Origin of the sequence: Microcoleus sp. BR0-C5, from assembly GCF_036705045.1 — a bacterium.
GTDB lineage: Bacteria > Cyanobacteriota > Cyanobacteriia > Cyanobacteriales > Microcoleaceae > Microcoleus.
This window is the reverse complement of record NZ_JAUBTR010000010.1, coordinates 83808-109543: the sequence shown is the minus strand read 5'-3', so window position 1 is coordinate 109543 and position 25736 is coordinate 83808. Positions and strand designations below refer to the sequence as shown.

At 44.0% G+C, this 25736-nt stretch carries 29 protein-coding genes; 14 read left to right on the top strand and 15 right to left on the bottom strand.

The features are described from left to right. Positions 1–47: 47 nt before the first annotated feature. From QUB08_RS07270 to QUB08_RS07260, 3 genes are all read right to left on the bottom strand, one after another. Positions 48–359: a hypothetical protein gene (locus QUB08_RS07270; protein ID WP_333224115.1), complete on the bottom strand. Its 312-nt coding sequence runs from the start codon at positions 357–359 to the stop codon at positions 48–50. A gap of 373 nt (positions 360–732) precedes the next feature. Beyond that, on the bottom strand, positions 733–1254 hold the full coding sequence (locus QUB08_RS07265; protein ID WP_333224114.1) for a tetratricopeptide repeat protein: 522 nt from the start codon (positions 1252–1254) through the stop codon (positions 733–735). Positions 1255–1301: 47 nt separating this feature from the next. Continuing rightward, positions 1302–1661: a single-stranded DNA-binding protein gene (locus QUB08_RS07260; protein ID WP_333224113.1), complete on the bottom strand. Its 360-nt coding sequence runs from the start codon at positions 1659–1661 to the stop codon at positions 1302–1304. Between the two features lie 330 nt (positions 1662–1991). Between QUB08_RS07260 and QUB08_RS07255 the strand changes: the two genes are divergently transcribed. The 3 genes from QUB08_RS07255 to mreD all read left to right on the top strand — a co-directional run bounded on the left by QUB08_RS07255 (position 1992) and on the right by mreD (position 4456). Next, complete coding sequence (locus tag QUB08_RS07255; protein ID WP_006632285.1) at positions 1992–2999, top strand: rod shape-determining protein; 1008 nt, start codon at positions 1992–1994, stop codon at positions 2997–2999. 87 nt (positions 3000–3086) lie between these two features. Then, positions 3087–3893, top strand: a complete 807-nt coding sequence (gene mreC / locus QUB08_RS07250; RefSeq protein ID WP_333224112.1) for a rod shape-determining protein MreC — start codon at positions 3087–3089, stop codon at positions 3891–3893. Continuing rightward, positions 3890–4456: a rod shape-determining protein MreD gene (mreD, locus tag QUB08_RS07245; RefSeq protein ID WP_333224111.1), complete on the top strand. Its 567-nt coding sequence runs from the start codon at positions 3890–3892 to the stop codon at positions 4454–4456. The genes mreC and mreD overlap by 4 nt, the downstream gene beginning before the upstream one ends. 112 nt (positions 4457–4568) lie before the next feature. On the opposite strand, the gene QUB08_RS07240 is transcribed toward mreD, so the two are convergent. After that, positions 4569–5360, bottom strand: coding sequence for an HAD family hydrolase (locus QUB08_RS07240; RefSeq protein WP_333224110.1), 792 nt, complete (start codon positions 5358–5360; stop codon positions 4569–4571). 246 nt (positions 5361–5606) lie between these two features. Between QUB08_RS07240 and argB the strand changes: the two genes are divergently transcribed. Then, a complete protein-coding gene (argB, locus tag QUB08_RS07235) occupies positions 5607–6518 on the top strand; it encodes an acetylglutamate kinase (protein ID WP_333034924.1) in 912 nt (303 codons plus the stop codon). 163 nt (positions 6519–6681) lie between these two features. Next, the gene (locus tag QUB08_RS07230) at positions 6682–6945 is read left to right on the top strand and encodes a DUF4926 domain-containing protein (protein ID WP_333224109.1); all 264 of its coding nucleotides are present in this window, start codon (positions 6682–6684) and stop codon (positions 6943–6945) included. A 119-nt stretch (positions 6946–7064) separates the two neighbouring features. On the opposite strand, the gene QUB08_RS07225 is transcribed toward QUB08_RS07230, so the two are convergent. Next, complete coding sequence (locus QUB08_RS07225; protein ID WP_333224108.1) at positions 7065–7361, bottom strand: hypothetical protein; 297 nt, start codon at positions 7359–7361, stop codon at positions 7065–7067. Between the two features lie 295 nt (positions 7362–7656). Next, the gene (locus QUB08_RS07220) at positions 7657–7920 is read right to left on the bottom strand and encodes a DUF433 domain-containing protein (RefSeq protein ID WP_333224107.1); all 264 of its coding nucleotides are present in this window, start codon (positions 7918–7920) and stop codon (positions 7657–7659) included. A 189-nt stretch (positions 7921–8109) separates the two neighbouring features. On the opposite strand from QUB08_RS07220, the gene QUB08_RS07215 reads away from it, so the two are divergent. The 4 genes from QUB08_RS07215 to QUB08_RS07200 all read left to right on the top strand — a co-directional run bounded on the left by QUB08_RS07215 (position 8110) and on the right by QUB08_RS07200 (position 9585). Beyond that, complete coding sequence (locus tag QUB08_RS07215) at positions 8110–8430, top strand: DUF433 domain-containing protein (protein ID WP_333106278.1); 321 nt, start codon at positions 8110–8112, stop codon at positions 8428–8430. Then, a complete protein-coding gene (locus QUB08_RS07210) occupies positions 8423–8758 on the top strand; it encodes a DUF5615 family PIN-like protein (protein WP_333224106.1) in 336 nt (111 codons plus the stop codon). Before QUB08_RS07215 ends, QUB08_RS07210 begins: the two co-directional genes overlap by 8 nt. A 404-nt stretch (positions 8759–9162) precedes the next feature. Next, positions 9163–9285, top strand: a complete 123-nt coding sequence (locus QUB08_RS07205) for a type II toxin-antitoxin system VapB family antitoxin (RefSeq protein ID WP_333224105.1) — start codon at positions 9163–9165, stop codon at positions 9283–9285. 129 nt (positions 9286–9414) lie between these two features. Next, positions 9415–9585 (top strand): DUF433 domain-containing protein, encoded by a 171-nt coding sequence (locus tag QUB08_RS07200; protein ID WP_445300899.1) that lies wholly within the window; start codon positions 9415–9417, stop codon positions 9583–9585. A 120-nt stretch (positions 9586–9705) separates the two neighbouring features. Here QUB08_RS07200 and QUB08_RS07195 read toward each other — a convergent pair whose 3' ends face one another. Next, positions 9706–11679 (bottom strand): DUF262 domain-containing protein, encoded by a 1974-nt coding sequence (locus QUB08_RS07195; protein ID WP_333224104.1) that lies wholly within the window; start codon positions 11677–11679, stop codon positions 9706–9708. A gap of 338 nt (positions 11680–12017) precedes the next feature. Here QUB08_RS07195 and QUB08_RS07190 point away from each other — a divergent pair, with 338 nt between their 5' ends. The 3 genes from QUB08_RS07190 (at position 12018) to QUB08_RS07180 (ending at position 14971) form a co-directional block, all read left to right on the top strand. Continuing rightward, complete coding sequence (locus QUB08_RS07190; protein WP_333224103.1) at positions 12018–12326, top strand: type II toxin-antitoxin system VapB family antitoxin; 309 nt, start codon at positions 12018–12020, stop codon at positions 12324–12326. Positions 12327–12511: 185 nt separating this feature from the next. Further along, complete coding sequence (locus QUB08_RS07185; protein ID WP_333224102.1) at positions 12512–13012, top strand: DNA-binding response regulator; 501 nt, start codon at positions 12512–12514, stop codon at positions 13010–13012. Positions 13013–13183: 171 nt separating this feature from the next. Next, positions 13184–14971, top strand: coding sequence for a cellulose-binding protein (locus QUB08_RS07180; RefSeq protein WP_333224101.1), 1788 nt, complete (start codon positions 13184–13186; stop codon positions 14969–14971). 17 nt (positions 14972–14988) lie between these two features. Here the strand turns inward: QUB08_RS07180 and QUB08_RS07175 are convergent, their stop codons facing one another. The 4 genes from QUB08_RS07175 to msrA form a co-directional block, all read right to left on the bottom strand. Next, complete coding sequence (locus tag QUB08_RS07175; RefSeq protein WP_333224100.1) at positions 14989–15567, bottom strand: DUF948 domain-containing protein; 579 nt, start codon at positions 15565–15567, stop codon at positions 14989–14991. 37 nt (positions 15568–15604) lie between these two features. Further along, a complete protein-coding gene (locus tag QUB08_RS07170) occupies positions 15605–15946 on the bottom strand; it encodes a YtxH domain-containing protein (RefSeq protein WP_333210522.1) in 342 nt (113 codons plus the stop codon). Between the two features lie 121 nt (positions 15947–16067). Continuing rightward, positions 16068–16373: a hypothetical protein gene (locus QUB08_RS07165; RefSeq protein WP_333224099.1), complete on the bottom strand. Its 306-nt coding sequence runs from the start codon at positions 16371–16373 to the stop codon at positions 16068–16070. 304 nt (positions 16374–16677) lie between these two features. Then, positions 16678–17331, bottom strand: a complete 654-nt coding sequence (msrA, locus tag QUB08_RS07160) for a peptide-methionine (S)-S-oxide reductase MsrA (RefSeq protein WP_333224098.1) — start codon at positions 17329–17331, stop codon at positions 16678–16680. Positions 17332–17648: 317 nt separating this feature from the next. Between msrA and QUB08_RS07155 the strand changes: the two genes are divergently transcribed. Both QUB08_RS07155 and QUB08_RS07150 read left to right on the top strand, forming a co-directional pair. After that, the gene (locus tag QUB08_RS07155; protein WP_190663661.1) at positions 17649–17786 is read left to right on the top strand and encodes a hypothetical protein; all 138 of its coding nucleotides are present in this window, start codon (positions 17649–17651) and stop codon (positions 17784–17786) included. Between the two features lie 856 nt (positions 17787–18642). Next, positions 18643–19659 (top strand): hypothetical protein, encoded by a 1017-nt coding sequence (locus QUB08_RS07150; protein ID WP_333224097.1) that lies wholly within the window; start codon positions 18643–18645, stop codon positions 19657–19659. Between the two features lie 196 nt (positions 19660–19855). Here the strand turns inward: QUB08_RS07150 and serS are convergent, their stop codons facing one another. The 4 genes from serS to QUB08_RS07130 all read right to left on the bottom strand — a co-directional run bounded on the left by serS (position 19856) and on the right by QUB08_RS07130 (position 25732). After that, entirely contained in the window at positions 19856–21136 is a 1281-nt protein-coding gene (gene serS, locus QUB08_RS07145; protein WP_333224096.1) for a serine--tRNA ligase, read from the bottom strand. 370 nt (positions 21137–21506) lie between these two features. Beyond that, positions 21507–23138 (bottom strand): iron uptake porin, encoded by a 1632-nt coding sequence (locus QUB08_RS07140; protein WP_333224095.1) that lies wholly within the window; start codon positions 23136–23138, stop codon positions 21507–21509. A gap of 48 nt (positions 23139–23186) precedes the next feature. Continuing rightward, the gene (locus QUB08_RS07135; protein WP_333224094.1) at positions 23187–24191 is read right to left on the bottom strand and encodes an ABC transporter permease subunit; all 1005 of its coding nucleotides are present in this window, start codon (positions 24189–24191) and stop codon (positions 23187–23189) included. Beyond that, positions 24188–25732: a sugar ABC transporter ATP-binding protein gene (locus QUB08_RS07130; RefSeq protein WP_333224093.1), complete on the bottom strand. Its 1545-nt coding sequence runs from the start codon at positions 25730–25732 to the stop codon at positions 24188–24190. The genes QUB08_RS07135 and QUB08_RS07130 overlap by 4 nt, the downstream gene beginning before the upstream one ends. Positions 25733–25736 lie beyond the last annotated feature (4 nt).

The window sequence follows — 25736 nt, the reverse complement described above, 5'->3', positions numbered from 1 at the left end:
AAAACCCGGTTTCTCGACACCCGCACCTAAAACTGAAGAGCCTTCCTCTATAATTGTAATTCACACTGTTTAAAAACATAGTTAACGGCTGCAAACAGTCGCTCTAAGTCCTGAATTGTATAGAAAATTTTATTTTGAGTAAACATTTCTAATTTCAGCTTGCCAAACTGCCACATTGCCCCATTAGAAACACTACCAAAGATAGTTTGTTCTGGTTCATTGTTAAGTCGCTGCACGGCGATCATTTCTGCCAAACACTGCCCCCATCCTTCATCAAATGCGCTCTCTTTCTTGGCTTCAACTAATATGAAATACGGCTTATCAAAAACTATTGTGCCAAGGGGGGAGCGCTTCGCCAATATATAATCTGGAATTCCTGACAGATTCTCGTTATAGACTAAGGTTTGGTGACTCCACAGGAGAAAATTACTTCGATAATTTTTCCAAACTTCTTTTAATACAGGATAAATGATATTTTCACAAATGGCGATTTCCGAGTTGTCAAATACTCCGTCATTGAAAATCCATTCTAATTCATTCCGAAAAACTTCGCTGACTGCAAATTCTGTTTCGACAATGAAATTATCCCGTAGCTAATTAATTTGGAATTCTTTGGCGACGGCGCTGATACTTTTATAATTGCTAAAAGGCATTGCTTAATTTCTATCAGTCGGGGTAAGGTGCGCGACCCGGCGCACGCTAGAGATAGAGTTTGTGCGCCTTAAAAAATGATTAATAACTAAGAAATAATCCGCCTATAATTAGCCCGATCGCAATTAACGCCACCCAAATAAACCTATTATCTTTCGTATTAACCTGACTCAAATCTATCGGTTCAGGTACGGCGGGCTTGGGTTTAGCGTACTTGATATCAGCGTTCGGATTGGCTTGAAAACTGATTGATTGATTTTCATCTAAAGCTGCCAAATCAGGGATTTTCACCATCCATTCAGGAGGGATAGTGAGTTTGGGAGCTTCGAGAATGAACAGCAAGCGCTTTGCTTGTTGGCGGGTTTCTTGGCGGGGATGGCGGGTGAGCTTGCGGCAAAGCTCGATCGCCCTTTCTGTATTGCCAGAGGCTTCGTAGGCTGTCACTAGCCACATCTGCACCTCACCGCCCAACCGGGAATTTCGATCGACTAAACCGGTAGCTGTTTCTAAACTCTCCACAGCTTGAGCATACCGGCCACTCTCAAAAGCTACTTGCCCAGCTTGGTACTCAGTTTGAACAATTTCTAACTTTTCTGAAGTCACAAGCACCCACCCAATTCACAAATATTAATTCCCCGATTCCCCAAACGCTAGAATTCGCTGTTGTGTTGCGACATACTCGATTCATTGTCGCGTTTGGAACCCAGGAATTCTAACTGGTCTACTCTAATTACTGGCTTCGAGCGATTTGCTCCTGTATTCCGGTCTTGCCAGCGCTCGAACCTCAAAGAGCCTGTTACTCCAATTTGAGCGCCTTTGCGAACGTAGTCAGCAGCGACTTGCGCTGTTTTGCCCCAGATTTCCAGATTAAACCAGTCGGGTTGATCGCTGTTCTTGGATCTGCGGTTGACTGCCAGCGTCAACTTGCACAGAACTGTACCCGACTCAAAATACTTCACGTCCGGGTCGCCGCCGACGCGGCCTACTAAAGTTACAACATTAAGACTCATAAACTTTTTTGGGAATGTGGTCGATCGGTGATGTAGTTAAACTGTCCACACGGGCATTAGCCTCCAAACTGAACTTGGAACAGCGCGAATCAGGGCTTCATCCTGATTGTACACCCAGTTAGCAGAACATATTGATGGTGGATGATTGGCAAGTCTGCGCTCAACCTGAGCTCGACAATGTACATTTCTGACTAGACTCAGGATGAAAAACGTAATAGAATCCACCTCGGTTACACTTTTGTAACAACATTATTGCACACAATAGTATTTTAGTTTTTGGGGGGGTACAAATCAGTGGGTCTTCTCAATCGATTTTCGTTATCTAGAGATATGGGTATCGACCTCGGTACTGCTAACACGCTCGTTTATGTATCGGGCAAAGGTATTGTTCTGCAGGAACCTTCTGTAGTGGCGATCGACCAAGATTTAAAAATACCGCTGGCTGTGGGAGAAGAAGCCAAAAAAATGCTCGGGCGCACGCCAGGGAATGTCATAGCACTGCGCCCGCTTCGCGACGGGGTAATTGCAGACTTCGATACGGCGGAACTGATGCTCAAGACTTTTATCCGCCGGGTTCACGAAGGCCGAAGCTTAGTTTCGCCCCGGATAATTATTGGTATCCCCAGCGGTGTCACCGGAGTCGAGAGGCGTGCTGTCATTGAGGCGGCGACTCAGGCCGGTGCTAGAGAAGTACGGTTAATTGATGAACCCATCGCTGCGGCGATCGGGGCTGGACTGCCTGTTGCTGAGGCGACTGGCAATATGATTATAGATATAGGCGGAGGTACGACGGAAGTTGCGGTTTTGAGTTTGCAAGGTACGGTGATCAGTGAGTCTGTACGGGTAGCCGGCGACGAACTCAATGAGGCGATCGTCCAATACATGAAAAAAGTTCACAATTTGGTCATTGGCGAACGCACTGCTGAAGAAATTAAGATTCAGGTTGGTTCTGCATATCCAACTCCAGAGGATGACGATGTAATGATGGAAGTGCGGGGCTTGCACTTACTGTCTGGTTTGCCGCGAACTGTTACGATCAAAGGCCCAGAAATTCGCGAAAGTATGTCGGAACCGCTTTCAGTAATTGTGGAAGCTGTCAAGCGTACTTTGGAACGCACCCCGCCGGAATTAGCAGCAGATATTATTGACAGGGGAATTATGCTGGCTGGTGGTGGCGCGTTGATGAAAGGTTTAGATACTCTGATCAGTCACGAAACAGGAATTGTCACTCACGTGGCAGCCGATCCGCTGTGCTGCGTGGTTTTGGGAACTGGTAGAGTATTGGAAAACAAACAATTGGAACGGGTTTTCAGCGGGCAGTCGTCGCGTAATATGTAGTTAACAAATTTGGGATTGTGGATTGAGAAATACGGCTGCAATCTCAAATCTAAAATCCTGACTTAACAATCTTAGATTAGTGAAATTATGCTAAAAAATACATTCCGAAAGTGGTGGGATCTGCGGCTGCAAATTGCTCTTTTAGGTTTAGCTGTAACTGCCGCTTGGGGAGTTCGACAAACACAAGGTGCGGCAGTATTTGAAGTTTACAATTGGGTGACTCGTCCGTTTCACGCCAACGGATCGGGGCAAGAGGAACTCATCTCGGCGCGCACTCAAGAATTGCAAGCGCAGCTATTAGAATTAGAAAATCAAAATCAGAAGCTAAAAGAGCTTTTAGGTTACGTTTCGGGTAAGAAACCTCAAGGAATTGTAGCTCCTATTGTCGGTCGCAGCGCCGACCACTGGTGGCAGCAAGTAACCTTGGGGCGCGGCAGTAAGGATGGCATCAAAACAGATTTTACTGTCATGGGCCCCGGCGGTTTAGTAGGCAGGGTTGTCAGCGTTACTCCTAATACTAGCTTGGTGCTGTTAGTCAGCGACGCTACGAGTCAATTGGGTGTGGGAATTACCCGCAGTCGCCACATGGGTTTTATGCGCGGGAAAGGCGGAAATCAGGCTGTGATGGAGTTTTTTGAGAATGTTCCCAATGTCAAGCCTGGGGATGTGGTTTCAACTTCTTCTTACAGTCAGTTGTTCCCTCCTGGTTTGCCGGTGGGAAAAGTGGTTTCGGTGGATATGAATAAAACTCCGGCTCCAGAAGCTGTGGTTGAGTTCTCTGCACCCATGAATGCTCTGGAGTGGGCGGTGGTTTACCCGCACTCTAAGCAAGCCGAACCGAAGGATTCGCAGAGTCAATCTTCAGCAGCATCTGAGGGAGCACAGCAACAATGAAAGCTTTATCTCGGATGTCTTCGCGATCGCGCCAATTTCTCAACTTCGCAGTTACATTTCTATCTGTGATGCTGTGCATACTGATATTGCCCACTCGGCTGCCGGGAATGGAATTGCTGGGAATTGGGCCTAACTGGCTGTTAATTTGGTTGGTAGCTTGGAGTATTAAGCGGAAACGTACAGTTTGGGGAGCTGCAAGCATGGGCTTGGTTTTGGGGTTTCTTCAAGATGCGATGACGGCTCCTCATCCCAGCCACGCTGTGAGTCTAGTTGTTGTAGGAGTCCTAACAGTTGTTTTGCAGAAAACCTGGTCGATTCCGGTAGATATTGTTGAGAGAGATCCGATTCCGATCGCGTTAATTGTGTTTGGGATGGCGGTGGTAGCGGAAACGGTGATGGGGCTGCAATTTTTTGCTATGGGCGATCGGGCTTTACTGGAAATTTGGAGCTATCATCAGCGAGTGGCTTTGTGTTCTGCTATTCTTAGCAGTCTTTGGGCTCCGGTGATTTATTTTCCGCTCAATCGCTTGTGGGAAATGACCAGGAATTTAGAAAAATCTTAGTCAGTCATTAGTCATTAGTCATTAGTCATGAGTCATCAGTCATCAGTCATTCGTTAACAGTTAACAGTCAACAGTCAACAGTCAACAGTCAACAGTCAACAGTTAACTGTAGTCATTCTACTATTAGTTGTTGGCCGGAACCTAATAAGTGATGAACGGCAATAATCAAGTCGCTGAGAATTAAATTAGGCTGATGCTTTTGGAGTTGATAGCGGCTGCGAATTCCGCAGGTAACGGCAATTGTAGGTATTCCCAATGCTTTTCCTGCGAGGATGTCTGCTTCTGTATCTCCGATCATCCAAGCCGAACCCAGCGATGACTCAAATTCTTCTGCAACTTCAGCCAACAATTCAGTTTTTAAGGCTGTATAGTTGTGATAGGCGGCATCCACCATCTGACTTCCGCGAATGCTGGTAAACAGTCTGGCTAAACCGTAATTTTGTAACAGTTGAACGGCTTGATTTCTCGGCCGCAGGGTGACTAAAATCAGTCGCACGCCGCGGGAGTGCAGAAGTCCGATCGCCCATTGCACTCCTGGCTGGATACGATCTAAGTGCAACAAGTCTGGCTGATTGACAATTTGACTGACGCATCCGAGAAAAACGTGAATTTCTTCTCCCCACAAGCCGGAACTTTTGGCGATTTCAGCATCGGGCACTCGGTTTTGCTTCATCTGCCAAAACTGCTGTTTACTGAGGATTTGAAGGTTGAGGTTGATTCCCCGATCGAGATAAGCTGCTTGAGTGTCGGCCAATCCCTGTTGATAGGTGGCATAGTAGCGATCGGACACATCGACTATGGGCCCGTCTAAATCGCAAAATACCGTCATCAGGGGGGACGACTCAGCCTCTGAGGGTAGCTTGTACTGAAGGTTTTCGGAGTCTTGGGAGACGGCAGTTAACATAAAACGTTAAGTAAATCAATGGAGCTATACATTTCTTGACTGTAGCAAAAAATGTATAAGTTATAATACATAAATTTTAATGCTTTTATTAAAAAAACCTATTAATTTTTTGAGGATGGGGCTCAATAAGGGCGATCGAGCCTGCGCGTGGATAAATTCAAGGGAAAAAGTGATTTTTGTGGCTGTTAATATGTGCTTTAGCCATTAAAGTTTAGAATTAAGTTTTTAGTCTTCTGTAATTTACCCATGCTCAAACAAAGCGATTTTGTTAGGAATTCGGACACTAATCGAGTAGAGGTGCTGTCCGAAGCACTGCCTTACATTCAACACTTTGCCGGTCGCACCATTGTGGTCAAATATGGCGGTGCGGCGATGAAAGATAGTAATCTCAAAGACAAGGTGGTTCGGGATATTGTGCTGCTAGCTTGCGTGGGGATGCGTCCGGTTGTGGTTCACGGTGGCGGCCCGGAAATTAATATTTGGCTGGAAAAATTGGGCATTGAGCCGCAATTCAAGGATGGTTTGAGAGTGACTGATGCGGCAACAATGGAAGTTGTAGAAATGGTTTTGGTGGGGAAAGTAAATAAGGAAATTGTTTCGTTAATAAACCAAGCTGGCGGCAAAGCAGTGGGATTGTGCGGCAAGGATGCCAATCTGATTCAAGCTCGTCCAGATGGCCGCGAGGGAATTGGGTTTGTTGGTGAAGTCAGCGGCGTGAAAATCCAGATTTTGGAGTCTTTGGTGAACAGCGGTTATATTCCGGTGGTTTCGAGCGTGGCAGCAGATGAAAACGGTCAATCTTACAACATTAATGCTGACACGGTGGCTGGAGAAATCGCGGCTGGTTTGGGAGCAGAAAAGTTGATTTTGATGACTGATACGGCGGGAATTTTGGAGGATTATCACAAGCCAGATAGTCTGATTGCTAAGTTAGATATTCAAGAAGCAAGAGAGTTGGTTGAGTCGGGAGTTGTGTCTGGGGGAATGATTCCAAAGGTTAATTGTTGTGTGCGGAGTTTGGCTCAGGGTGTAAAGGGTGCTCACATTATTGACGGGCGAATTCCTCATGCTTTGCTGCAAGAAATATTTACGGATGCGGGGATTGGGTCGATGATTGTGGCTTCTGAGTTTAGCAGCGCGAACTTAAGGCCTAAGTAATGCCTATATCCTAGCGTGGGGAGGGCGGGTGCGTAAAATGGGTAAACTCGCTGCGATTGCGTATATCCTAACTAAACCTGCCCTTACAAACCTTAAGAGGGTACTTCTGGGAAATGACTTCAACTAATTCTAACCGTTGTTGGATTTCAGCTTTTATTAAACTATGATCAAACACTTTAGAGTTTTGGATTCTGTTGCGATTCTCAAGCCGATTTCAAATACGCGATTAGCGCTAGTGGAACCAGAATACGCATCTATTTCTAGTTTGCCAGTTGGACTTGTGGGAACTATTGTTGAAGTGTATGATACGGGAAAGGAATCTCAGTATTTAGTGGAGTTTGCTGATAGTCAAGGGAGTGAATATGCTATGGCTATGTTGAAAGCAGATGAAATTTTAGTTCTGCAATATGAACTTGCAGTTGCTTAGTAATGTGAGGAGAATAGAAGTTCGATAAGGGCGATTCCCTACGGGATATGTGCGCTTCACGCACTTTGGGACGGAAAGGACGATCGCCTTTTAGTTTTGTAATGAAATCCCGCCATCATTTAACGTGCAGTTTCCGCTTGAATTTCTCGAATAATAGTTGATATTTCTTCGGCTGACTCAAGGTGTCTAGCCAAAACTTGAGCAGTTTTGTCCAGCAAGCGTTCTGAAAAAACTTTAGCTAAGTCTTCCCGTAAGCCTTGCCCTATATAAAACTTAAGCAATGCTTCTACAGACATATCTCGATTTGCCGCTATTTTCTCAAGTGATTCTAAAGTATCTATTGGAATGTTTAGCGAGACTATTTCCGCTGTACGAGGGCGCAATTGCAATTTTATTTCTTCTTCAGAATTGTTCATATAATTTCCTTTCAGTGCGGGTAGCAGGACGGGAATAAATAATGCGTATTCGCAAGCTGCGTTCTACATAAACAACCAGTAATAGGCGTTGAGTGCGGGAGTAATCCAGGATAAAGTTACGCTGTTCGTCATTAGCCGTTGCATCTCCCTCCTAATAGAATGGATCGAAGAAAACTTCTGTGGCTTATTCAAAGCTAACGCCATGCTTTTTTACGTAAATCTGGAATTTGTTTGTGTCCCATTCCAACTCAACGCCTTGCAGTCTGTAGACTATATCCAGGCTTCGATATTAACATTATTTAAATAAGAGCGATCGCACTTTTTCAAAATCTGACAAATCGCGAGCATAATCAAGACAAGCATCGATCTGTTCTTTGAGTAGTTCGGGAAACTCGTCGATAATTTGTTCGACAGTATTATTTGATGCTAAATAACCTAAAATCAGACTAACGGGAATTCTAGTGGCTTTGATTCTTGGTTTACCTCGCAGTACGTCGGGGGTACTAACGATATGTTCTCTCCAGTTTACGGGCCTAACTTGTCCTTTCTCATCTGACAACTTATATTTTAACTTAGGGATGGCGATCGCCCTTGGAGATTGGGGATAAGAGAGGGGCGATCGCAGAACCGATCGATGAGAAAGAAAAAAAGGCGATTCCCTACGGGATAGCTTCGCACGCGCGTGCTGAATTTGTTGGTGTTAATATGAAAGAGGTTAAACATTACTGATTAAGAGCCTTTAACTAAGATGTCTAAGGAATCAGTCATCACAGAACATATCGAAATTACGCCTGGGGTACTTGGTGGTAAGCCACGCATTGCCGGCCATCGAATTGCTGTAGCACACATCGCCGAAATGTATCTGAAAATGGGAATTTCTGTAGAAGAAATCGCCGGCAAGTATGACTTACCACTTGCCTCAGTTCATGCTGCAATGACCTACTATTACGATCATCGAGAAGAAATTGATCGTCGCACGGCTGAAAGTCGAGCTATTGTGGAAGAATTAAAGCGCAATAGTCCACCATCTCCGTTACAAGAAAAATTGAGGGCAATTAGAGGTGAGTGAGAAAATTCGTTTTCATTTAGACGAACATATTGACTCTAACATTGCGCGCGGTTTGCGTCGTTACGGGATAGATGTTACAACAACAGTTGATGCAGGATTGCGTACTAAAAGCGATGAGTCACACCTGGCATTTATTCGAGAACAGCAGCGCGTGATAGTAACTCACGATGACGATTTTTTAATTATGGCAAGCGATACGACAGATTATCCGGGGATTGTCTATTGTCCTCCTAATTCTCGTTCTGTGGGCGAGATTATCCGTAGTTTGATGTTAATTTATGAAGTGTATGCGCCTGAAGAAATGATCGGGAGGATTGAATATATTTGACCTCATTGTAAGGCGATCGCACTTTGGGAAAAAAAGGGCGATTCCCTACGGGATAGCTCCGCTTCACGCACTAGAGAAAAGGAACAATTGCGTTACACCCAAAACATTAGGAAACTGCTTTGAGGTATTGCGTTACAGGCTTCAAATCAATGTCATCGTTGTCAGTCAGTATTTTAAATAAATCACGCGGGATGCCGGCTGCAATCAAAACTTCCAAATCGCGATCGAGCTTTGAGAAGTCTTCATAAAGACTTGCCTGACTTACGCAAGCTAAACAGGGTTTTCATTCTCCCGTAAACTCAATGCAGAAAGCGACGCCCATTGATAGAGTTTCAGTGCTACACTAAAATTAAAGCATTGTTCGGTGGCAATTGCGTAATACCCTACTTGCACTAGGAAAATATATGGTAACTACGCTCGAAATTGACAAAACTCTCCTTCAAGAAGCCCTTGATTTGAGTAACCATCCCACACCTACTACATTAATCGAAGCTGTTTTACGCGAGTACATTCAACGTCGCAAATAACTAAAAGTAATGGAATTGTTTGCTACTATTGACTACGATAATGAAAATTAGGTGATGTTAAAGTGTCATCAACAAAACCGAGTTTTAGGGTAAGTTATAATCAAGATCGATGTGTCCGGTTAATCTATCATGACTACACAATCTGCTTCGCGTTATGTCGCACGTCACCCTGAAATCTTGCAAGGGGAACCAATTATCGCAGGAACGAGAACTTCCGTTCGTGCGATCGTAGAATTGTGGCGTTTGGGTATTACTTCCGTAGGGTCGGGTTCTCAAAAAATCTTCAATTCCAATCTATAATCTAATTAAACCCGCCCTCTCGTCTGAATCTATAGGTCAGAAACCTGGTTTTTAGAGAATTTGAGTTTTCTACAGTGATTTTTTGAAAAAACCCGGTTTCTGGTAATTTTTTAAATCAATCTAAATCGTTTCAACTTGCCAATCTTCGGAACTTAATCCGACTCTTTCAATCACTTTTAAACAAAATGAATTAATATCTTCCGCAGATAAATTAACTTCAATAAATGCCCCGTTTTCTAGTTGTCTGGAATATCTTAAATTTTGATCATTCCAATTCACAAAACGAGGATAATCTTGAACTAATTCCTGAAACTTATCTTCATCTAAATCAGCAACAATATTTAGGGTAGTTTCCAACACATCACGCCAGGTTTTAACAGTATATTTTTTGCCATTTACAAACAAAACTTTCGGTTTTGTTCCCCTAACTATACCCTCAACTTTTTCTTGTCCCGATCCTTCCCCAAAGTAGGGCCATATTTTCAGGCAAATTTCGGCTAAATCTTCCGATCGCTGTTCAATATCTTCTCTATTCCAGGTTGTTTTTTCTTGAAAATACTGATTTAATTCCAGATGACTTTCTAGTAAAATCTCCCGCTTTTTGGGAAAAGGATGATTAGAAAGTTCGGGATTATATCCTGTTAAAGTTAAATTTCCCAGCGTATGTAATAAAAGTTCGTGAATTATTTCCCAATCTTCCCCTAAAGATTTTTCCCAATCTTTATTTAGCTTTTGGGGCATAATATGTTCAATTGAAAGATTATTGAAAGATACCCCTTCTTTATGACCGAATGATTGTTCGATTGATTCTAAAATTAGTCTAGCCTTTTCTGACTTCTTAACACCATAAAGTTCTACTTCTTGTAACATTGATTTAAACTTCTCGTCCTTGGGATAGTTTTTGCTACTAAGAGTTTCCTTTAATCCCACCATAAAATTTTGATCTATTTTTTGTTTAATTTGACTGTATAGAGAAGGAAACATTTTGTTTAGGGAGTTAGTGGGAAGGTTACAAACAAAACGCCGAATAATAAAATTTTCAAGAATCTTTAAGACTTCCACAAATTCATCAATTGAAAATTTACCTTCGCTGTAATCATCATAACAATTGAGTAGAAATGGATAGACTGTAGTTAATTCTAGTCGTTTGATCCGCATCAGCCAACTATTAATAGATTTATTGGTTTCCTGACTCGGATTAATTAGTTTATTGTAGTAATCAGCAAATTTAGCTAAATCTTCTAAAGATTCTAAAGCATTTTTGACATTAACCCTATCCTTTAATGTCAAATAAACTTGGTCGTTTTTAACTTCCCGACCATATTTCATTAAGTAATGACGAATAAACTCAGTCAAATTATCACCTAAAGCAGCTTGCATCGGTTCCCAATATTTGGCATAATTTTTATGCTGTTCTTCTTCATTAATCTTCATAAAAAAGTAGTTTCTAATTAAGTCAGCTTGACTTAATGGTTTTCCTTTAGCATTTAAACTTTCAAAAACTAAGTGCGGATTTTCGTCTTTGTCTAAAAGAATACTAACCAAGGAAAAACCGCTAATAATGGCTGTTTTAATCAAGCTCAATTCAATGTCTTTCTGACTTATTTTTTTGTCAAAGAAGTGATAACACTCATTAATTAAAGATGTTTCAAAATTTGGATCACCCTGATCGATAATGTGATGAAAACTCCCGCGATCTGCTTGAGTAGGTTGTAGTTTATATAGTTCTAAACCTGTTTCATAAGGATTAATTAGAATAGTATTATTAATTTGTTCTGCTAGTTTATTTGTTTCTTTTTGTTGTTTGGCGCGATCGCGGACAACAGCCAATAAAATCAAAATAGTTGTTAGTCTTTGTTGACCATCAATCAATAAATATTTAGAGACTCCTTCAGGTACAGAAATAGTTTGCAAGGTGACAATAGAACCCATAAAATGAGGTGTTATAGTTTCCTGTTCTGTCAAGTCTATTAGATCATTCCATAAATTTTCCCATTGTTGTTTTTCCCAGCTATAAGGACGTTGAAATAGCGGAACAAGATATTGTTGGGTTCCTTCTAGGATTTTTTGTAGTTTAGTTTCTGATGCTTTCATATTTTTTGAGGTATATTTCAAGTAAAGTTATTTAAGGCTTGATGTTAGTGGTTTACCACTAAGGCCATTTTTTCAGTCTTTTCTCGTCCGTTGGGTTAACGCAAGAAAACCCAATATTTTTTTCCATCACAATCTAATCAATATGGCAATTATACATGGAAGTTGGTGCATTACGCCGAATCAGGATTTCTTTCTTTGGGGAGAAACTTGGCGACGAGTCACGCCGGAAGTTCTGAATTCAGATGGGATCGCCCATTGATATATTTTCAGTGTTACACTAAAAATACAGCATTGTTCGGTGACAATTGCGTCATACCCTACTTGCATGAGGAAAATATATGGTAACTACGCTCGAAATTGACAAAACTCTTCTTCAAGAAGCCCTTGATTTGAGTAATCATCCAACACCTAATACATTAATTGAAGCGGCTTTACGCGAGTACATTCAACGTCGCGAGCAACTAAAAATATTGGAATTGCTCGGTACTATTGACTACGATGAAGATTATAACTACAAGCAACAGCGACAAACAAGCGAAAATTCGTTATTAAATTCAGGCGTAAAAAAATTAGACACGTTATTTCCTCGTGTTGAATCGGGACAAGTACAGAGACTTGCCGCGTGTTTTCTTGTATTAAATAAATGATTTCTTGTCAAAAACGATCGCGCCCATTACTGACTCTGAGTATTTCTACTCGGCGTTTCACCGCTTCAACAAACTCAACTAGGCCTGATGTATATAACAATACAGTAAGTAAAGCTAGCACACAACTAACAAACGTTAGCAAATTCGGTTATGCTATCGTTAGCCACATCTCAACACACCCGACAATGGTACCAAAGGAAGATTTATTTGCCGAAGCCGCGAAACACTGGGACTTAGAAAGACTTTACCAAGCTTTTGCAGAAGCTAAACGGCAAATCTCACCCCGATCGCGCAGGGGACTAACAGAAACAGAAAAACTCTACCTCCGAGGATTGCTTTCCGGTTGCAGTCCCGCCGAAATCGCCCGCCAACTGTTTCAGAGTTCCAAAAGTGCAGAGGTTTATTTATGTAAGACTTTATACCAATATGTTAAAAAACTCGCAGATGTACCTAACGAACCTGTAGGAAATTGGCGCAATATTTGCGATCGGCTACAGGAAGCCGGATATAAAACTCAGTCTTCTCCTGAATTTAAAATAAATAACTCTGTACCTACAGAAGCATTAGTAAAAATAGTTAATATAGGTTTTAAAGAAAGTACAGTATCAATTGATATTAACATTCGACTAGAATTCCCCTCAACTTCAGAAACTCAGAAAAAAGAAGACTTGGATAAAAACGATTAGATGGCCGATCGCACTTGGGGACACAAAGGGATCTCGCCCCTCCACCGAGAGGCCAAAATGTTAATAATCTTATAGCTGATAGTTTGAGAAGGAACTTTTTGATAAAATATCAAAATTAAAACTGCCTCACCCGCTTCGATTTTACCTAAAACAATCAAATTAATCAAATTTATGTCTCGATTAAGTATCAGATCGAACAAAAAAGCTCTGGGCTTTGTGCTGGGTTTATTAATTTTTGTCATTTTTATTCCCGGATGTTGGGCTTTAACAACTAATATTGCTCCCACAGCAGCACGGCAAGTAGATAACAAAGTAGCTGTGCGGGCAGATGTACAAAATACATCAAATTCTCGCTCTTCTTTAGGAATTGGGCTTAGTGGTATTGCTGACTACTCCACACAATTACCCTTTTTAGATGCTTTCAAATCTTCTAGAAAATGGATAACTCAATGCGTCAGCGGACAACCAAACTGTAAAGGTGAATGGGATACAGAGGAGTATAATCTTTTAAACCTTGATGAAAATGGGTGGGTGAAGTCTCTGCCATCGCCCGAAGATGCTCCTAAATATACTAGGGTAAGTACCCTATTACTTAGGGAAATCCCCAATCGCTATCCTTCAGGGCAATATATTGTTAGTTATGAGGGTGAAGGTGCGATCGAATATAGCTTTGATGCCAAAAAAGATGAGGCTGCGTCGAAACCTGGGAGGGATATTATTAATGTAGATGCCACGCAAGGCGGAGGCATCATGATTATAATTACTGCTACAGATCCCAAGAAAACAGGGAACTATATCCGCAATATTAAAGTTGTTCACTCCCAAGATGAACAGCTTTATCAAAGTGGTGAAATATTTAACCCGCTGTTTATAGACAAGATTAAAAAATTTAGAGTTTTGCGTTTTATGGACTGGATGGCGACAAATAGTTCAGAACAAAAAGAATGGTCAAACCGACCTAAACCAGAGAGTGTATCCTATTCTTACCGAGGAAATGTTCCCATAGAAGTTATGGTGAATTTATCTAACAAAGTCCAAGAAGAACCCTGGTTTAATATGCCGCATCAGGCTACGGATGAATATATGACTAACTTTGCTAAAATGGTAAAAGATAGTTTAGATCCAAAGCTAAAAGTTAATGTAGAGTATTCTAATGAGGTTTGGAATTGGTCATTTCCACAATCGCATTATGCTTTGAAACAAGGTAAAGCTAAGTGGGGAGATAAAGGCGATGCTTTTATGCAATGGCACGGAATGCGTACTGCTCAAATGTGCGATATCTGGAAAGGCGTTTTTGGGGAGCAAAAAAATCGAGTTGTCTGCGTGTTGGGGACTCAAAGAGCCTGGAGAGAGTTAGGAAATTATGCTTTAGATTGTCCCTATTGGGTAGCAGAGGGCAATAAACCTTGTTATCAACATGGCATTGATGCCGTAGCCATAGCTGGATATTTTAGCGGAAACTTGGGCGGGAAAGAAAGTGTTAGCACTGTAGAGTCTTGGTTGAATGACGCAGATGGTGGCTTTGGCAAAGCTTTTAAGCAATTAAAAGAGGGCGGGTTACTTGCTGGATTCAAAGATAGTTTGCCAGATGTTGATAATGATTTTAAGTATTACTTAGATGTGGCTCAAAAAAAAGGTCTCAAGTTATTTGTTTACGAGGGCGGTCAACATATTGTAGGTACGGGCGGAGTGGAGAATAACGAAAAACTGACCAAGTTTTTTATGGAATTAAATAGACGCCCAGAAATGTATGATATGTACACCCAATTACTGAATAGTTGGAAACAAGCTGGAGGCAGTCTTTTCATGCACTTTGTGGATGTGGGTAGATTTAGTAAGTGGGGAAGTTGGGGGGCTTTGGAATATGTGGAACAAAAGGGTTCGCCTAAGTATGATGCTTTGATGGATTTTATTGATAAGAATCCTTGCTGGTGGGATGGGTGTGCTGTTGAGGGATGATCGGGAATTGGGTGCAATCAAGAATCCTTCGACACTTCCTCAAACTCTTCAGCATCCCCCGGTAAACCAGAACCCTCGCTACCCCTGAACCTGGGCGATTCGCCATTAGTCGCACCCGCACCGTAAACCCCAGAATACCTATCCTCCAAACCCGAATCCCTCAGCGAAATCGCACTTCTTTGACTGGGCGACAATCGATCGGTCGATCGACCCCTTCCCGCAGAAATCGGCGGCTTCCGAGTTAAAGTTTTCCAAGCAGCCATAACCCCAGTCACCACGCTGCGAGTTGTTACCTGCACGTTTTGCGCCTGCTTTTTGGCGCTACCAATACTTCGATCGACCTGTTTGACAACCTCGCCCGCACTTTGTACTCCCTCGCTGACATCATCCGTCAACTCGCTAATTTCCAGCCCCGTCAACCGAATCGCCTCCAAAGTGGGCGGAAACTCGCGAGAAAGCGTGTCAGCGAGCTTTTCCACGCTGCGGGCCGCCCTGGCCAGCGCTTGCACCGCAGGTATTAAAGTCACTAAAACAGCAGTCAGGCTAACTGCCACTAGCAAAATCGAAAGTCCTAGCCAGAATATGGGATCACTCACTTGAATCTCGGATTTGGGGTTTGGGATTTCATGTCATTTAGCGGATGGGAGGCCGCGACGGGGGACTCACTTCAGTTTCAGCTTCCGACAGGGTTTGGCGTTCCCGCTGAGTCGCTTCCAAACCTGCCGCGATCGCCTCTTTGAGTCTAATCAAAGTTTCGTCCCAATTTCGGATTGCAGTTTCAGAAAGTCGATCGGCCTGCAACTGCACGCTAGTCGATAAATCTTCCGCCAACTCCGGCAAAGCATCGGCCGATTTTTTCAATATCTGCCGCGTCTCCTTGCCCGGTCGCGGTGCCATCAGCAAGCCAGTCACGGCCCCGATCGCAGAACCCACAAGCAAACCGCCAATAAAGAATCCTGAACGTTTAGTTGACATTTTTATAACTTCTCTCCATACACCAATTTTAGGGGCGTTTGCCCGATCGCAGCCCTTTACAAAGGTAGAAATATTGTTGAAAATCCTACGGAGTCAGCACGGGCGGCAGTTTTAGGATAGCTTACCTCAAACGTCGATCGCGCCTGGGCCAAAGCATCCGTCCCAAACCCAGCAATCCCAAAAGTTGCTGAACCTGTTGCAGTTGCAATTCTAGTTGTTGATAACGTCGTCGCAGTTGGCGGGTACCTTGCTGCCTTTTACCAAGGAAATCCGGCGACATACTGAGGACATTGCTGCTACAGCGTTCGATTGCTGCGATCCGAAGTTCCAAACGTGCGATCGTCCGCCTGATTTTCCACACTCTCGCAGCTATATAAAAACAGACCAGAGATATCATTAAATTGATAATTACAACAGCCGTCAGCATTTCTTACCTATTTTTAACTAATAACATATTCCGCGTTTTGTGGCGGAATTCTAGCCCAATGTTGTAGTGTTCATCAGTGTCAAATCAAGTCTGAAGCCTGAGAAATCCAGCTTTCATGCAAGGCATTATCCCCCTAAATCCCCCTTAAGAAGGGGGACTTTGATAACTTCTTGTCCCCCCCTTAAGAAGGGGGGCTAGGGGGGATCATGCCTTAATCGTCACACAGCAAATCTGCAATACGTTTGACATTAAATTGACACCAACGAACATGATTATGTCCCTATCCATCAATCGGGATCAAGTTTTAAGCCTGAGACATAGCAGGCAAACAAACCTTAGTACCGCCCAAACCGCAATAACCGTTCGGGTTTTTAGCAAGATACTGCTGATGATAGCTTTCTGCGTGATAAAACTCAGGAGCATCAATAATTTCAGTAGTAATCTTGCCGTAACCGGCCGCCGTCAAAGCCTGCTGGTAAGCATCGCGCGAAGATTCAGCTAGCTGCATTTGGCTGGCTGAATACGTGTAAATGCCCGATCGATACTGAGTACCCGAATCATTGCCCTGACGCATTCCTTGAGTAGGATTGTGACTTTCCCAAAAAACTTTGAGCAGCGTTTCGTAACTAATTACTTTCGGATCGAACACAACCAGAACTACTTCATTATGTCCCGTCATCCCGCTGCAAACTTCGTTGTAAGTAGGATTCGGAGTAATCCCGGCCGCGTAGCCAACAGCCGTCGAAAAAACTCCATTTTGCTGCCAAAATTTGCGTTCCGCTCCCCAAAAACAGCCGAGGCCAAACAAGGCAGTCTCCATGCCGTTTGGAAAGGGAGGTTTGAGCGGATTGCCGTTAACAAAGTGAGTTGTCGGTACCGACATCGACTCTGCCCGTCCCGGTAATGCCTCTTGAGGAGAGGGCAGGCTTGACTTTTTGCCAAATCCAAATAGCACCATAAGTTTGTGAGGGGATCTCTGATAAACGTCTTTACCTTACTTAATAATATCAGATGTATACTGAAAATACTGGCCATCTTAAAGGTAGAAGGTAAAAGCCAGAAGACAGATGTTTGTTACGGAAGATTTTTGGTGATACTGCTCACTGCCAAGGCAGTTTTGAATCACATTAGGCAGTGTTCTATGTCACCCAAGCATACCTAAAATATCACCTATTGTTGAGGTATAAATCACGCTGATTTTAGGCAAAACAGCCGATTATTAAAGGTATGGTGTTGTAGTAGTTATTCAATACCATTTATTGGGAGTGTGTAGAAATGGCCGCTAAACCTTGCAGTCAACCTTTAAAATCTAATCCGTTTATTACTTACCGCGACCCAATTACAGGCAAGTGGATTGTGGTAAATCAGACTTTGCCCCAAGCAGCAGAACAAGCACAGCTAGCAGCCGCTTGAGTTTTCATATTAATTTTATACCTGAAAAATCAACTATAATTTCAGATTGCGTAGGGGCGGGTTTTACCAACCATCTATGTCGGAAACGAATAATCTGACAAACCCGCCCTCACAAGGCGAACAATCCAAATGTACATTTTTTCGATTCGTTCACAGACAGCGTTGATGTAGATTATTCGTTGTGTGGGGGCGGGTTTATCTAGATTGTTGGTAGTCATTAAATAGTCGTAAGGTTCTTAGGTTGCACCCTACATAAGTAGCACCATACTTTTAAACATTCCTCATCTCTGTTTGCAGTTACAAATACCGATAGAGGCTCCAAGAACCCTGATTCAACTCGATCGGGCTGGTGCTCATGTGACCAGCGCACGCTCGGTAGCCTGATAACTTGATTCCGGTTTGTCAACCAGCCCATAGCCCCGAACAAGGGTTCCATTGAACGGGTGTGGCAATTTATCCAACAACAATTCCAGGGATAAGTGTTTCTGACACTTGTGGAATTGCATGAACGACTTAATCTTTTTCTGCAACAAATCACACCTGAACTGTCGCAGTTCGCTATCTTCTTACACTTTCATTTTTGAAGCTTTATTCTATGCAGCTTCATATTAAATTGGTATCAGAACTGTACATGACGTAAACCTCTAAAGTTGCTAATTTAGTCGGGTCATAAAATATCTAAAATTGATTGTGCTTTGCGATTTGTGAACTTGCAAGGAGGAACCAGCTATCTTGTAGACTCGCGGGAAATCAGGCAAGTTAAGCAACAGCGGCAACAAATAACCCGAAGCGGGGTGAAGTTTTATGTAATTGAGCCAATATGTAACTAGAGTTCCTTCGCAGCTTCCCGACTGAAATGGATATTGCAAAACTAGATACTTGGTATTCTCCTTCTCAACGCCGCACGGCTGTTTCGCTGTTGATGAAACGAGTAGGCGTAACCCGCACTAGGGCTGAATGCTTTATCAGGCTTTGGGTTTACTTATCGGTGAAACAGCTTCAGGAAAGCCAACCCCGTCTCAAACCACCGCTGGCGAAACTGGAAGTACCCGCAACAGAAGTGCAGTGCACTCACCGGGAAGCCGCCGAACTATTTTACTGCGATTCCGATCGCGGGAGCGATCGCGCCGCCGGAATGATGTTAGATAAATTAGCAGCACTCGGATTAATCGCAAAACACTTTGACGGTAACACTACGGCAATTCAAATTCAACCAGTTTCAGAAATTTTAGAAACCGCCGAACCTCAAAAGCCTGTACAACTCCAATTAGATGATTTCAACCCTCGGTGCGACGCGATTCCCGTTGCCAATTTATTAGCCACCAATTACAACTGGATGAACCGCAACACTAACACTGTTCCCCACAAAATTGCTAAAATACTCCGGCTTTTTGCCAGTCACTACTCAAAAGGAATGCGAGTTTTGCGCCGCTCAGATAATCTCAATCCAGTCGGGTTTTACTTACTTTATCCCACAGCTAGCGAATCAGAAGTAAATTTTTTTAATGCTGCTAGTAAAGGGCTTCATTTAAGTTCTATTTCCGATATCGATCCTTTCAAGATGGCGCTACCAGGAGATATAAATTGCCAGTCAGTATTTGTCCGCAGTTGGATGATCGATCCGCAGTATTTGTCAGAATACCGCATTGCTTTTCTCGAAGACGCACAAAAAGTCTTAGGCGAAATGCAAACAGATTTTCCAAATCTTTGCGACTTGTACACCCTGATGATTCACCCCATGTACGAAAAACAGTCCCTGGCTTTGGGATTTCATAAGACTAGCAGTGATAGTCAGTTATCTGTTTACTGGATGTATCTAGCATTGGATAGATTTTTAGCATTAAATATCAAAGAAGCGTTGCTCAAACTGTAATAGACATCTGGTAAATAGCCCATCAATGGCAGGCAGGATGCCTACACCACAATAGTTCTACTCGTTACCAGGCTCTTCCTGGTAACGCAGATCCAGAGGCTCTGCCTCCAATTTTCGCAAGCAAGCGAGGCAGAGCCTCTCGACATCGGTTCCCAGGCAGAGCCTGGGGAACCAGTTAATCGCCGAATCATCTTGTCTATAAAACTTCCCGCCCCAAATAGGGTTGTAAGGCTTCCGGCACTTTTAAAGTTCCGTCTGGCTGCTGGTAATTCTCCAAAATTGCCGCCATTGTCCGGCCCACAGCTAAACCGGAACCGTTCAGCGCGTGAACGAATTGAGTGCCTTTTTTACCCGCTTCTTTAAAGCGAATATTTGCCCGCCGCGCCTGAAAATCTGCGACGTTGGAACAACTGGAAATCTCGCGGTATTTGCCCGCAGATGGCAGCCACACCTCTAAATCGTAGGTTTTGGCGGCCGCGAAACCTAAGTCGCCGGTACACAGTGCGATCGCCCGATAAGGCAATTTCAGCGCCTGCAAAACTCCCTCAGCATCCTGCACTAACTTTTCGTGCTCTGCCTCGGAGGTACTCGGATGCACAAGTTTTACCAATTCAACTTTATTAAATTGGTGCAATCGAATTAATCCCCGCGTATCTTTGCCGTAACTGCCAGCTTCGCGGCGAAAGCACGGAGTATAAGAACAGTGATAAATTGGCAACTGTTCTGCTGTTAATATTTCACCTCTGTACAAATTGACCACCGGAACTTCGGAAGTAGGAATCAGCCACAAATCATCTTGGTCGCACTTGAAACTTTCTTCAGCAAATTTGGGTAATTGACCCGTAGCTGTGAGGGATTCAGTATTAACTAAAAATGGGGGAATTACTTCTACATAACCTGCTTTTGTGTGGCGGTCTAGCATAAATTGAATTATCGCTCTTTCCAGGGCTGCCCCGGCTCCCATTAAGCTGACAAAGCGGGGCTGAGCGATTTTTACTGCCCGTTCAAAGTTGATAATTCCTAATTTTTCGCCGATTTCCCAGTGCGGTAAAATACCGGAATTTTGGGGAATGTATTCGTCTCCCCAGCGCCGGATTTCTACGTTTTCCTCTTCATTTTTGCCGATCGGCGTTGACTTGTCGGGCAAGTTCGGCAGCGGCAATAATAGAGCTTCTATTTGAGCTTTTAGGTCTTTTTCCTGTGCTTGCAGTTCGTTCGACTCGGTGCCGACTGCGTTGCCTTCTGCTTGGAGTTCCTGAACTTCGGGAGATTCGAGGGGTAAACCCGATTTTCTTTTTTGACCGATGAGTTTGGCAATTTCGTTGCTGCGGGCTTGCAGTTGCGATCGCTTCCCTTCCAACTCCCGCTGCTGTTTGTCTAACTGCACGATCGGCTCGATTTCATAGTTGCCTCCGCGCAGGTTGAGGCTTTCTTGTACGGCTTGCGGGTTTTCTCGGATTAATTTGAGGTCTAGCACAGATTTATTCTAAATCTTATATGTTAGATCGGCTGGGACAGAACGAGATGATACAGAAGCTTTGTCAATGATTGGCGCATTCAATCATAACTTATTCTGATCTAAAATAACCGTTGGGTATCACCCATGAAGGGTGACACCCCACAAATGTCTGCTATACTTGCAAATATTAGTAGATGCACCCTGATAATTTTCTACCCCAGCCAGCAATGGCCGGGTTTTTTTTTGGCATGGAATTTAAGTCCTGGACGCACTATCAGTCTAAAAAACCCGGTTTCTCGCGATTGTCGTCTCAAATCCGGCAATTACGTTAAGAAACCGGGTTTTTGCGTCCCGGACTAGGTGAGTAAGTCCTAAAATATCTTTTCGGTTAAAAGTTAAAGCCAGTGCGAACCAACCAAACCCATTGAGTGTCGTTGCGGCTGTCATTCTCAGGATTAACAACGGCCCAAACACCAGGGGTGATCGAAATGTTGTCGTTGACCTGAAAGCGATAGAACGCTTCAATGTGATAGGAAGTATCTCGCTCGCGGCGCACATTACTGCTCGTCACGCGACCTGGCAAACCCACCAAAATCCCCGGTAGGTTGCCTTCACCTCCAACATCTGGGAAACTTATCCCGATCGCTGCATACACAATATCAGCGCGATCGTCGCCGTCAACATTCAACAAAACCACGCCACCTCTACCATCAGAAACGCTGCTAACACCAGAATTTTCTGCATTGGCGCGAGTATAAACGCCCCAACCGTGAACTTGGAAGCGGGGAGCAAGGCGGTAGAATCCTTGTACGGCTACAGAATCGCTGGATGTAGCAATATTGTCCCCAAACGGTCGCGCTGCCAGAAAACTGCCCGTACCGCCTGTGAGGTCGGCTTTACCGCTGGGTGCAAAGGTACGAGAATAGGCTACGCCAATTGCTCCGCGATCGCCCCGGTAGGCAAGCTGAACCAGAGCGTTGTAGGAACCGTTGAATAAACCGTTACTTTGCTGCGAGAGATTGGGATTTCCTGCTATATAGCCTACAGTCAGGGTGAGGTTTTTGACGATCGTCCAGTTGACAGCCGCACCCCCACCTCCCCGGCGGTAGAGGGGACTGTATTGTCCGAACTTCGAGGGAATTCCCTCACTATCGCTAGCGATGGTTGGAGGAGTCAGCAAATCGGTAATATCGGAATACCCAACACCTGTCGGGCCCACGGTCAGCGAGAGATTAGAGGTCAGCGGGGTGACATACAATACGTGAGGGACGGTGATTGTGTTATCGACATTGCCATCAAAGTTCAAGGCCGTCATATTTGTACCCGTATTGTCGGCAATCCTGCCCAAGTTGCCGAATTCCAAACGGGTTCTCAGCATATCGCGACCGGTGAAACTGGTTTCAAAATTTAATCGCCCCCGGTTGGCCATAATAGTGTTGGTGCGATCGCGCGAATCCCCAACACTGTTACCGGAGGTATCTGTTACCACCACGATAATTTCCGCATTCAGCTTCGTCGTAGTCGAGAACTGATTCGCTTCTAGTTCGGCTGTGCGTGCATCGAGAGCATCGACTCGACCCCGCAACACCGATAATTCAGTTGCAAATTCTGCTTGCAGCTTTTGGACGATCGCTAAATCTTCCCGAGTAATCAGGTTGGTTGTTCCTGTGGCAATTAGTTCGCTGACTCGATCGAGACAGCTATTCAATCCTGCTGCAAATTCGTACCGCGTCATGGCGCGGTTTCCTCTGTAGGTGCCGTCAGGATAACCGGCAATACAGCCGTAGCGTTCTACTAAAGATTGCAGCGCCTGAAACGCCCAGTCAGTAGGTTTTACATCCGAGAGTTGAGATACAGAATTTACCTGCGCGAAGGGGTCTTCTGCCAAGGGATTTAACGGTTCAGGAGCAACTGAGCTATCAGTTGGTGCAGCAAAACTTGGGAATGATGTTAGTAGAAATACACCAGGTGTTCCCAGTATAAAAGCAGTAATTAGGTGAAAAAAATGCTGGATTTGCATAGGAAAAAGCTCCGGATCAGGAACCGATACACCGAATTAGCAATACCTTTACGCAGCACTTGAACCTGTGCGAACTTTGTCAATCGTCACTGCAATAATTATCACCAGACCTTTGACAACTAACTGCCAGAAGAAAGACACATTCATGAGAGTTAGTCCATTGTTGAGCAGGGCAATAATTAAAGCCCCGAGCAAAGTACCCCAAATAGTGCCAATTCCACCTGTGAAACTCGTTCCTCCCAAAATTACAGCAGCGATCGCATCTAATTCGTAGCCTTGCCCCAACATCCCCGTCGCACTGTAGAGGCGCGAGGCGCTCATAATTCCACCTAAACCAGAAAGCAACCCACTCACGCCATAGACAAATAACAGCACCCGACTCACCTTAATACCTGTCAATCGTGCGGCCCGGATGTTACCTCCCACGGCGTAAATATGTCTCCCCAGAACAGTCCGCCGCAAGACAAACCAACTTGCTAAAACTGCGAGAAAAGCGATAATAACTAACCAGGGAATAGGGCCAACATAGCTGTTACCTATCCAAGCGAAATTCAGATTTCTATTGATAACTGTAGTGCCGTTAGCTACTAAATAAGCAACTCCCCGCAAAGCAGTGTAAGAACCAAGAGTTACAATGAACGGAGGCAAACCTAAATAGGCAATTAGCGAGCCGTTAAGCAATCCCAAGCAGACTCCCGCTATTAACGCGGCGGGTACGGCAAACCAACCGAGACCTGGAACTAAGGAAACCAGCACCCCGACAACTGCCGTCACGCCCAAAATTGACCCAACAGAAAGGTCAATCCCGCCCGTCAAAATCACAAAAGTCATGCCGGTAGCAAGGACAATATTGATCGATGCTTGCCGAATGACATTGATCAAATTTCCTAATGAAAGAAAGTTAGGCGTTACCAGGGAAAAAATTATACAGATCCCAACCAAAATCGGCAGGATGCCGGCCACTTGGATAAAATTTCTCCAAGCTTGAGCTTTACTGGCTTTTTGGCGATCGCTTGATTGATTTCTGGTGCTTTTTACTTCTGTTTGACTCATGATTTTTTTACCTCTGTTGCCCCGGTGGCATAAGCCATAATGTTCTCTTGCGTAATTTTTTCCCCAGTCGATCCGCCTACTTCACCGACGAGGCTTCCTGCTCGCATTACTAAGACGCGATCGCTCATTCCCACAATTTCCGGCAGTTCGCTGGAAATCATTAAAATACCTACACCCTTGGCTGCCAAATCGCTAATAATTCGATAAATTTCGCTTTTTGCGCCAATGTCAACTCCTCGCGTTGGTTCATCTAACAAAAGTACCTTTGGGTTGATAGCCAACCAACGCGCTAGCAGCAACTTCTGCTGGTTCCCCCCAGAAAGATCCATTGCCCTGATGCTCGGACTTGCAAGGCGAATCTGCAAATTATTAATAGCATCATTGACAATTTTCAACAGAAAATTTGAGTTAATAATGCCAGCTTTTGCTTCTCGATCGAGGACATTCATGGTGATATTTTCACCCGAAGTTGCCTCCAGAAATAGTCCGAGAGCCTTGCGATCTTCGGGCACGTAAGCAATTCCGGCGGCCATTGCTTCATTGGGTGTTGAGACATTGAGAGGATGATTTTCGAGTTTGATTTCACCGCTTGTCTTTCGATCGGCACCAAAAATCAGGCGGGCAAGTTCTGTTCTGCCAGCGCCAACTAAACCCGCTAAACCAAGAATTTCGCCCGCATGAAGTTGAAAAGTGGCAGGCTTTACTTTGCGGCCGTCGCTTAAATTTGTTACCTCAAGAACAACAGCACCCCGTGTTATTTGATGCTTGTTTTCGTACAAATCCTGTAAAGAACGACCCACCATCATTTCCACCAAGCGATTGGCAGAAATTTCGTGCTTTTCAAGAGAGCCAATATACCCGCCATCTCGGATGACGCTCACGCGATCGGCAAGGGCATAAATCTCTTCCATCCGGTGGCTGATATAAATAATAGCAATGCCCTCATTCCGCAAGCGGCGAACCACTTCAAAAAGCTTATCTGTTTCGCGGTCAGAAAGCGCAGCAGTCGGCTCGTCCATCACTAAAATTCTGCTTTTATCTTTGAGCGCCCTAGCTATTTCCACTTGCTGCTGTTCTGCAATTGAAAGTGTGGAAACCAGGTCTCCAGCATCAAAACTTGCGTCGAGGTTTGTTAATACCTCAGCGGCCCTACGTCGCATTTCATCTTGGTCTAAAAATGTACCTCCTTTCTTCAGCTCGCTGCCCATAAAAATGTTTTCAGCAACTGTCAAATTGGGGGCGAGATTGAGTTCTTGATAAATAATGGCTATCCCTAAATCTCTGGCTTGACCGGGGTCTGTCATCTTAACAGCTTGACCTTCAATTCTGATTTCGCCTGCATCAGCTATGTAGGCTCCCGCCAGAATTTTCATCAGCGTACTTTTGCCCGCACCGTTTTCCCCCATGAGGGCGTGGACTTCGCCTGGGTAAACGGTGATATTTACATCGTGCAAGGCTGTAAAACCGTGAAAGGTTTTTGTAATACCTTGCATTTCTAGTACGGGCTTAGTTTTAATTGAATCTTGAGTGCTATTTACCATCGTA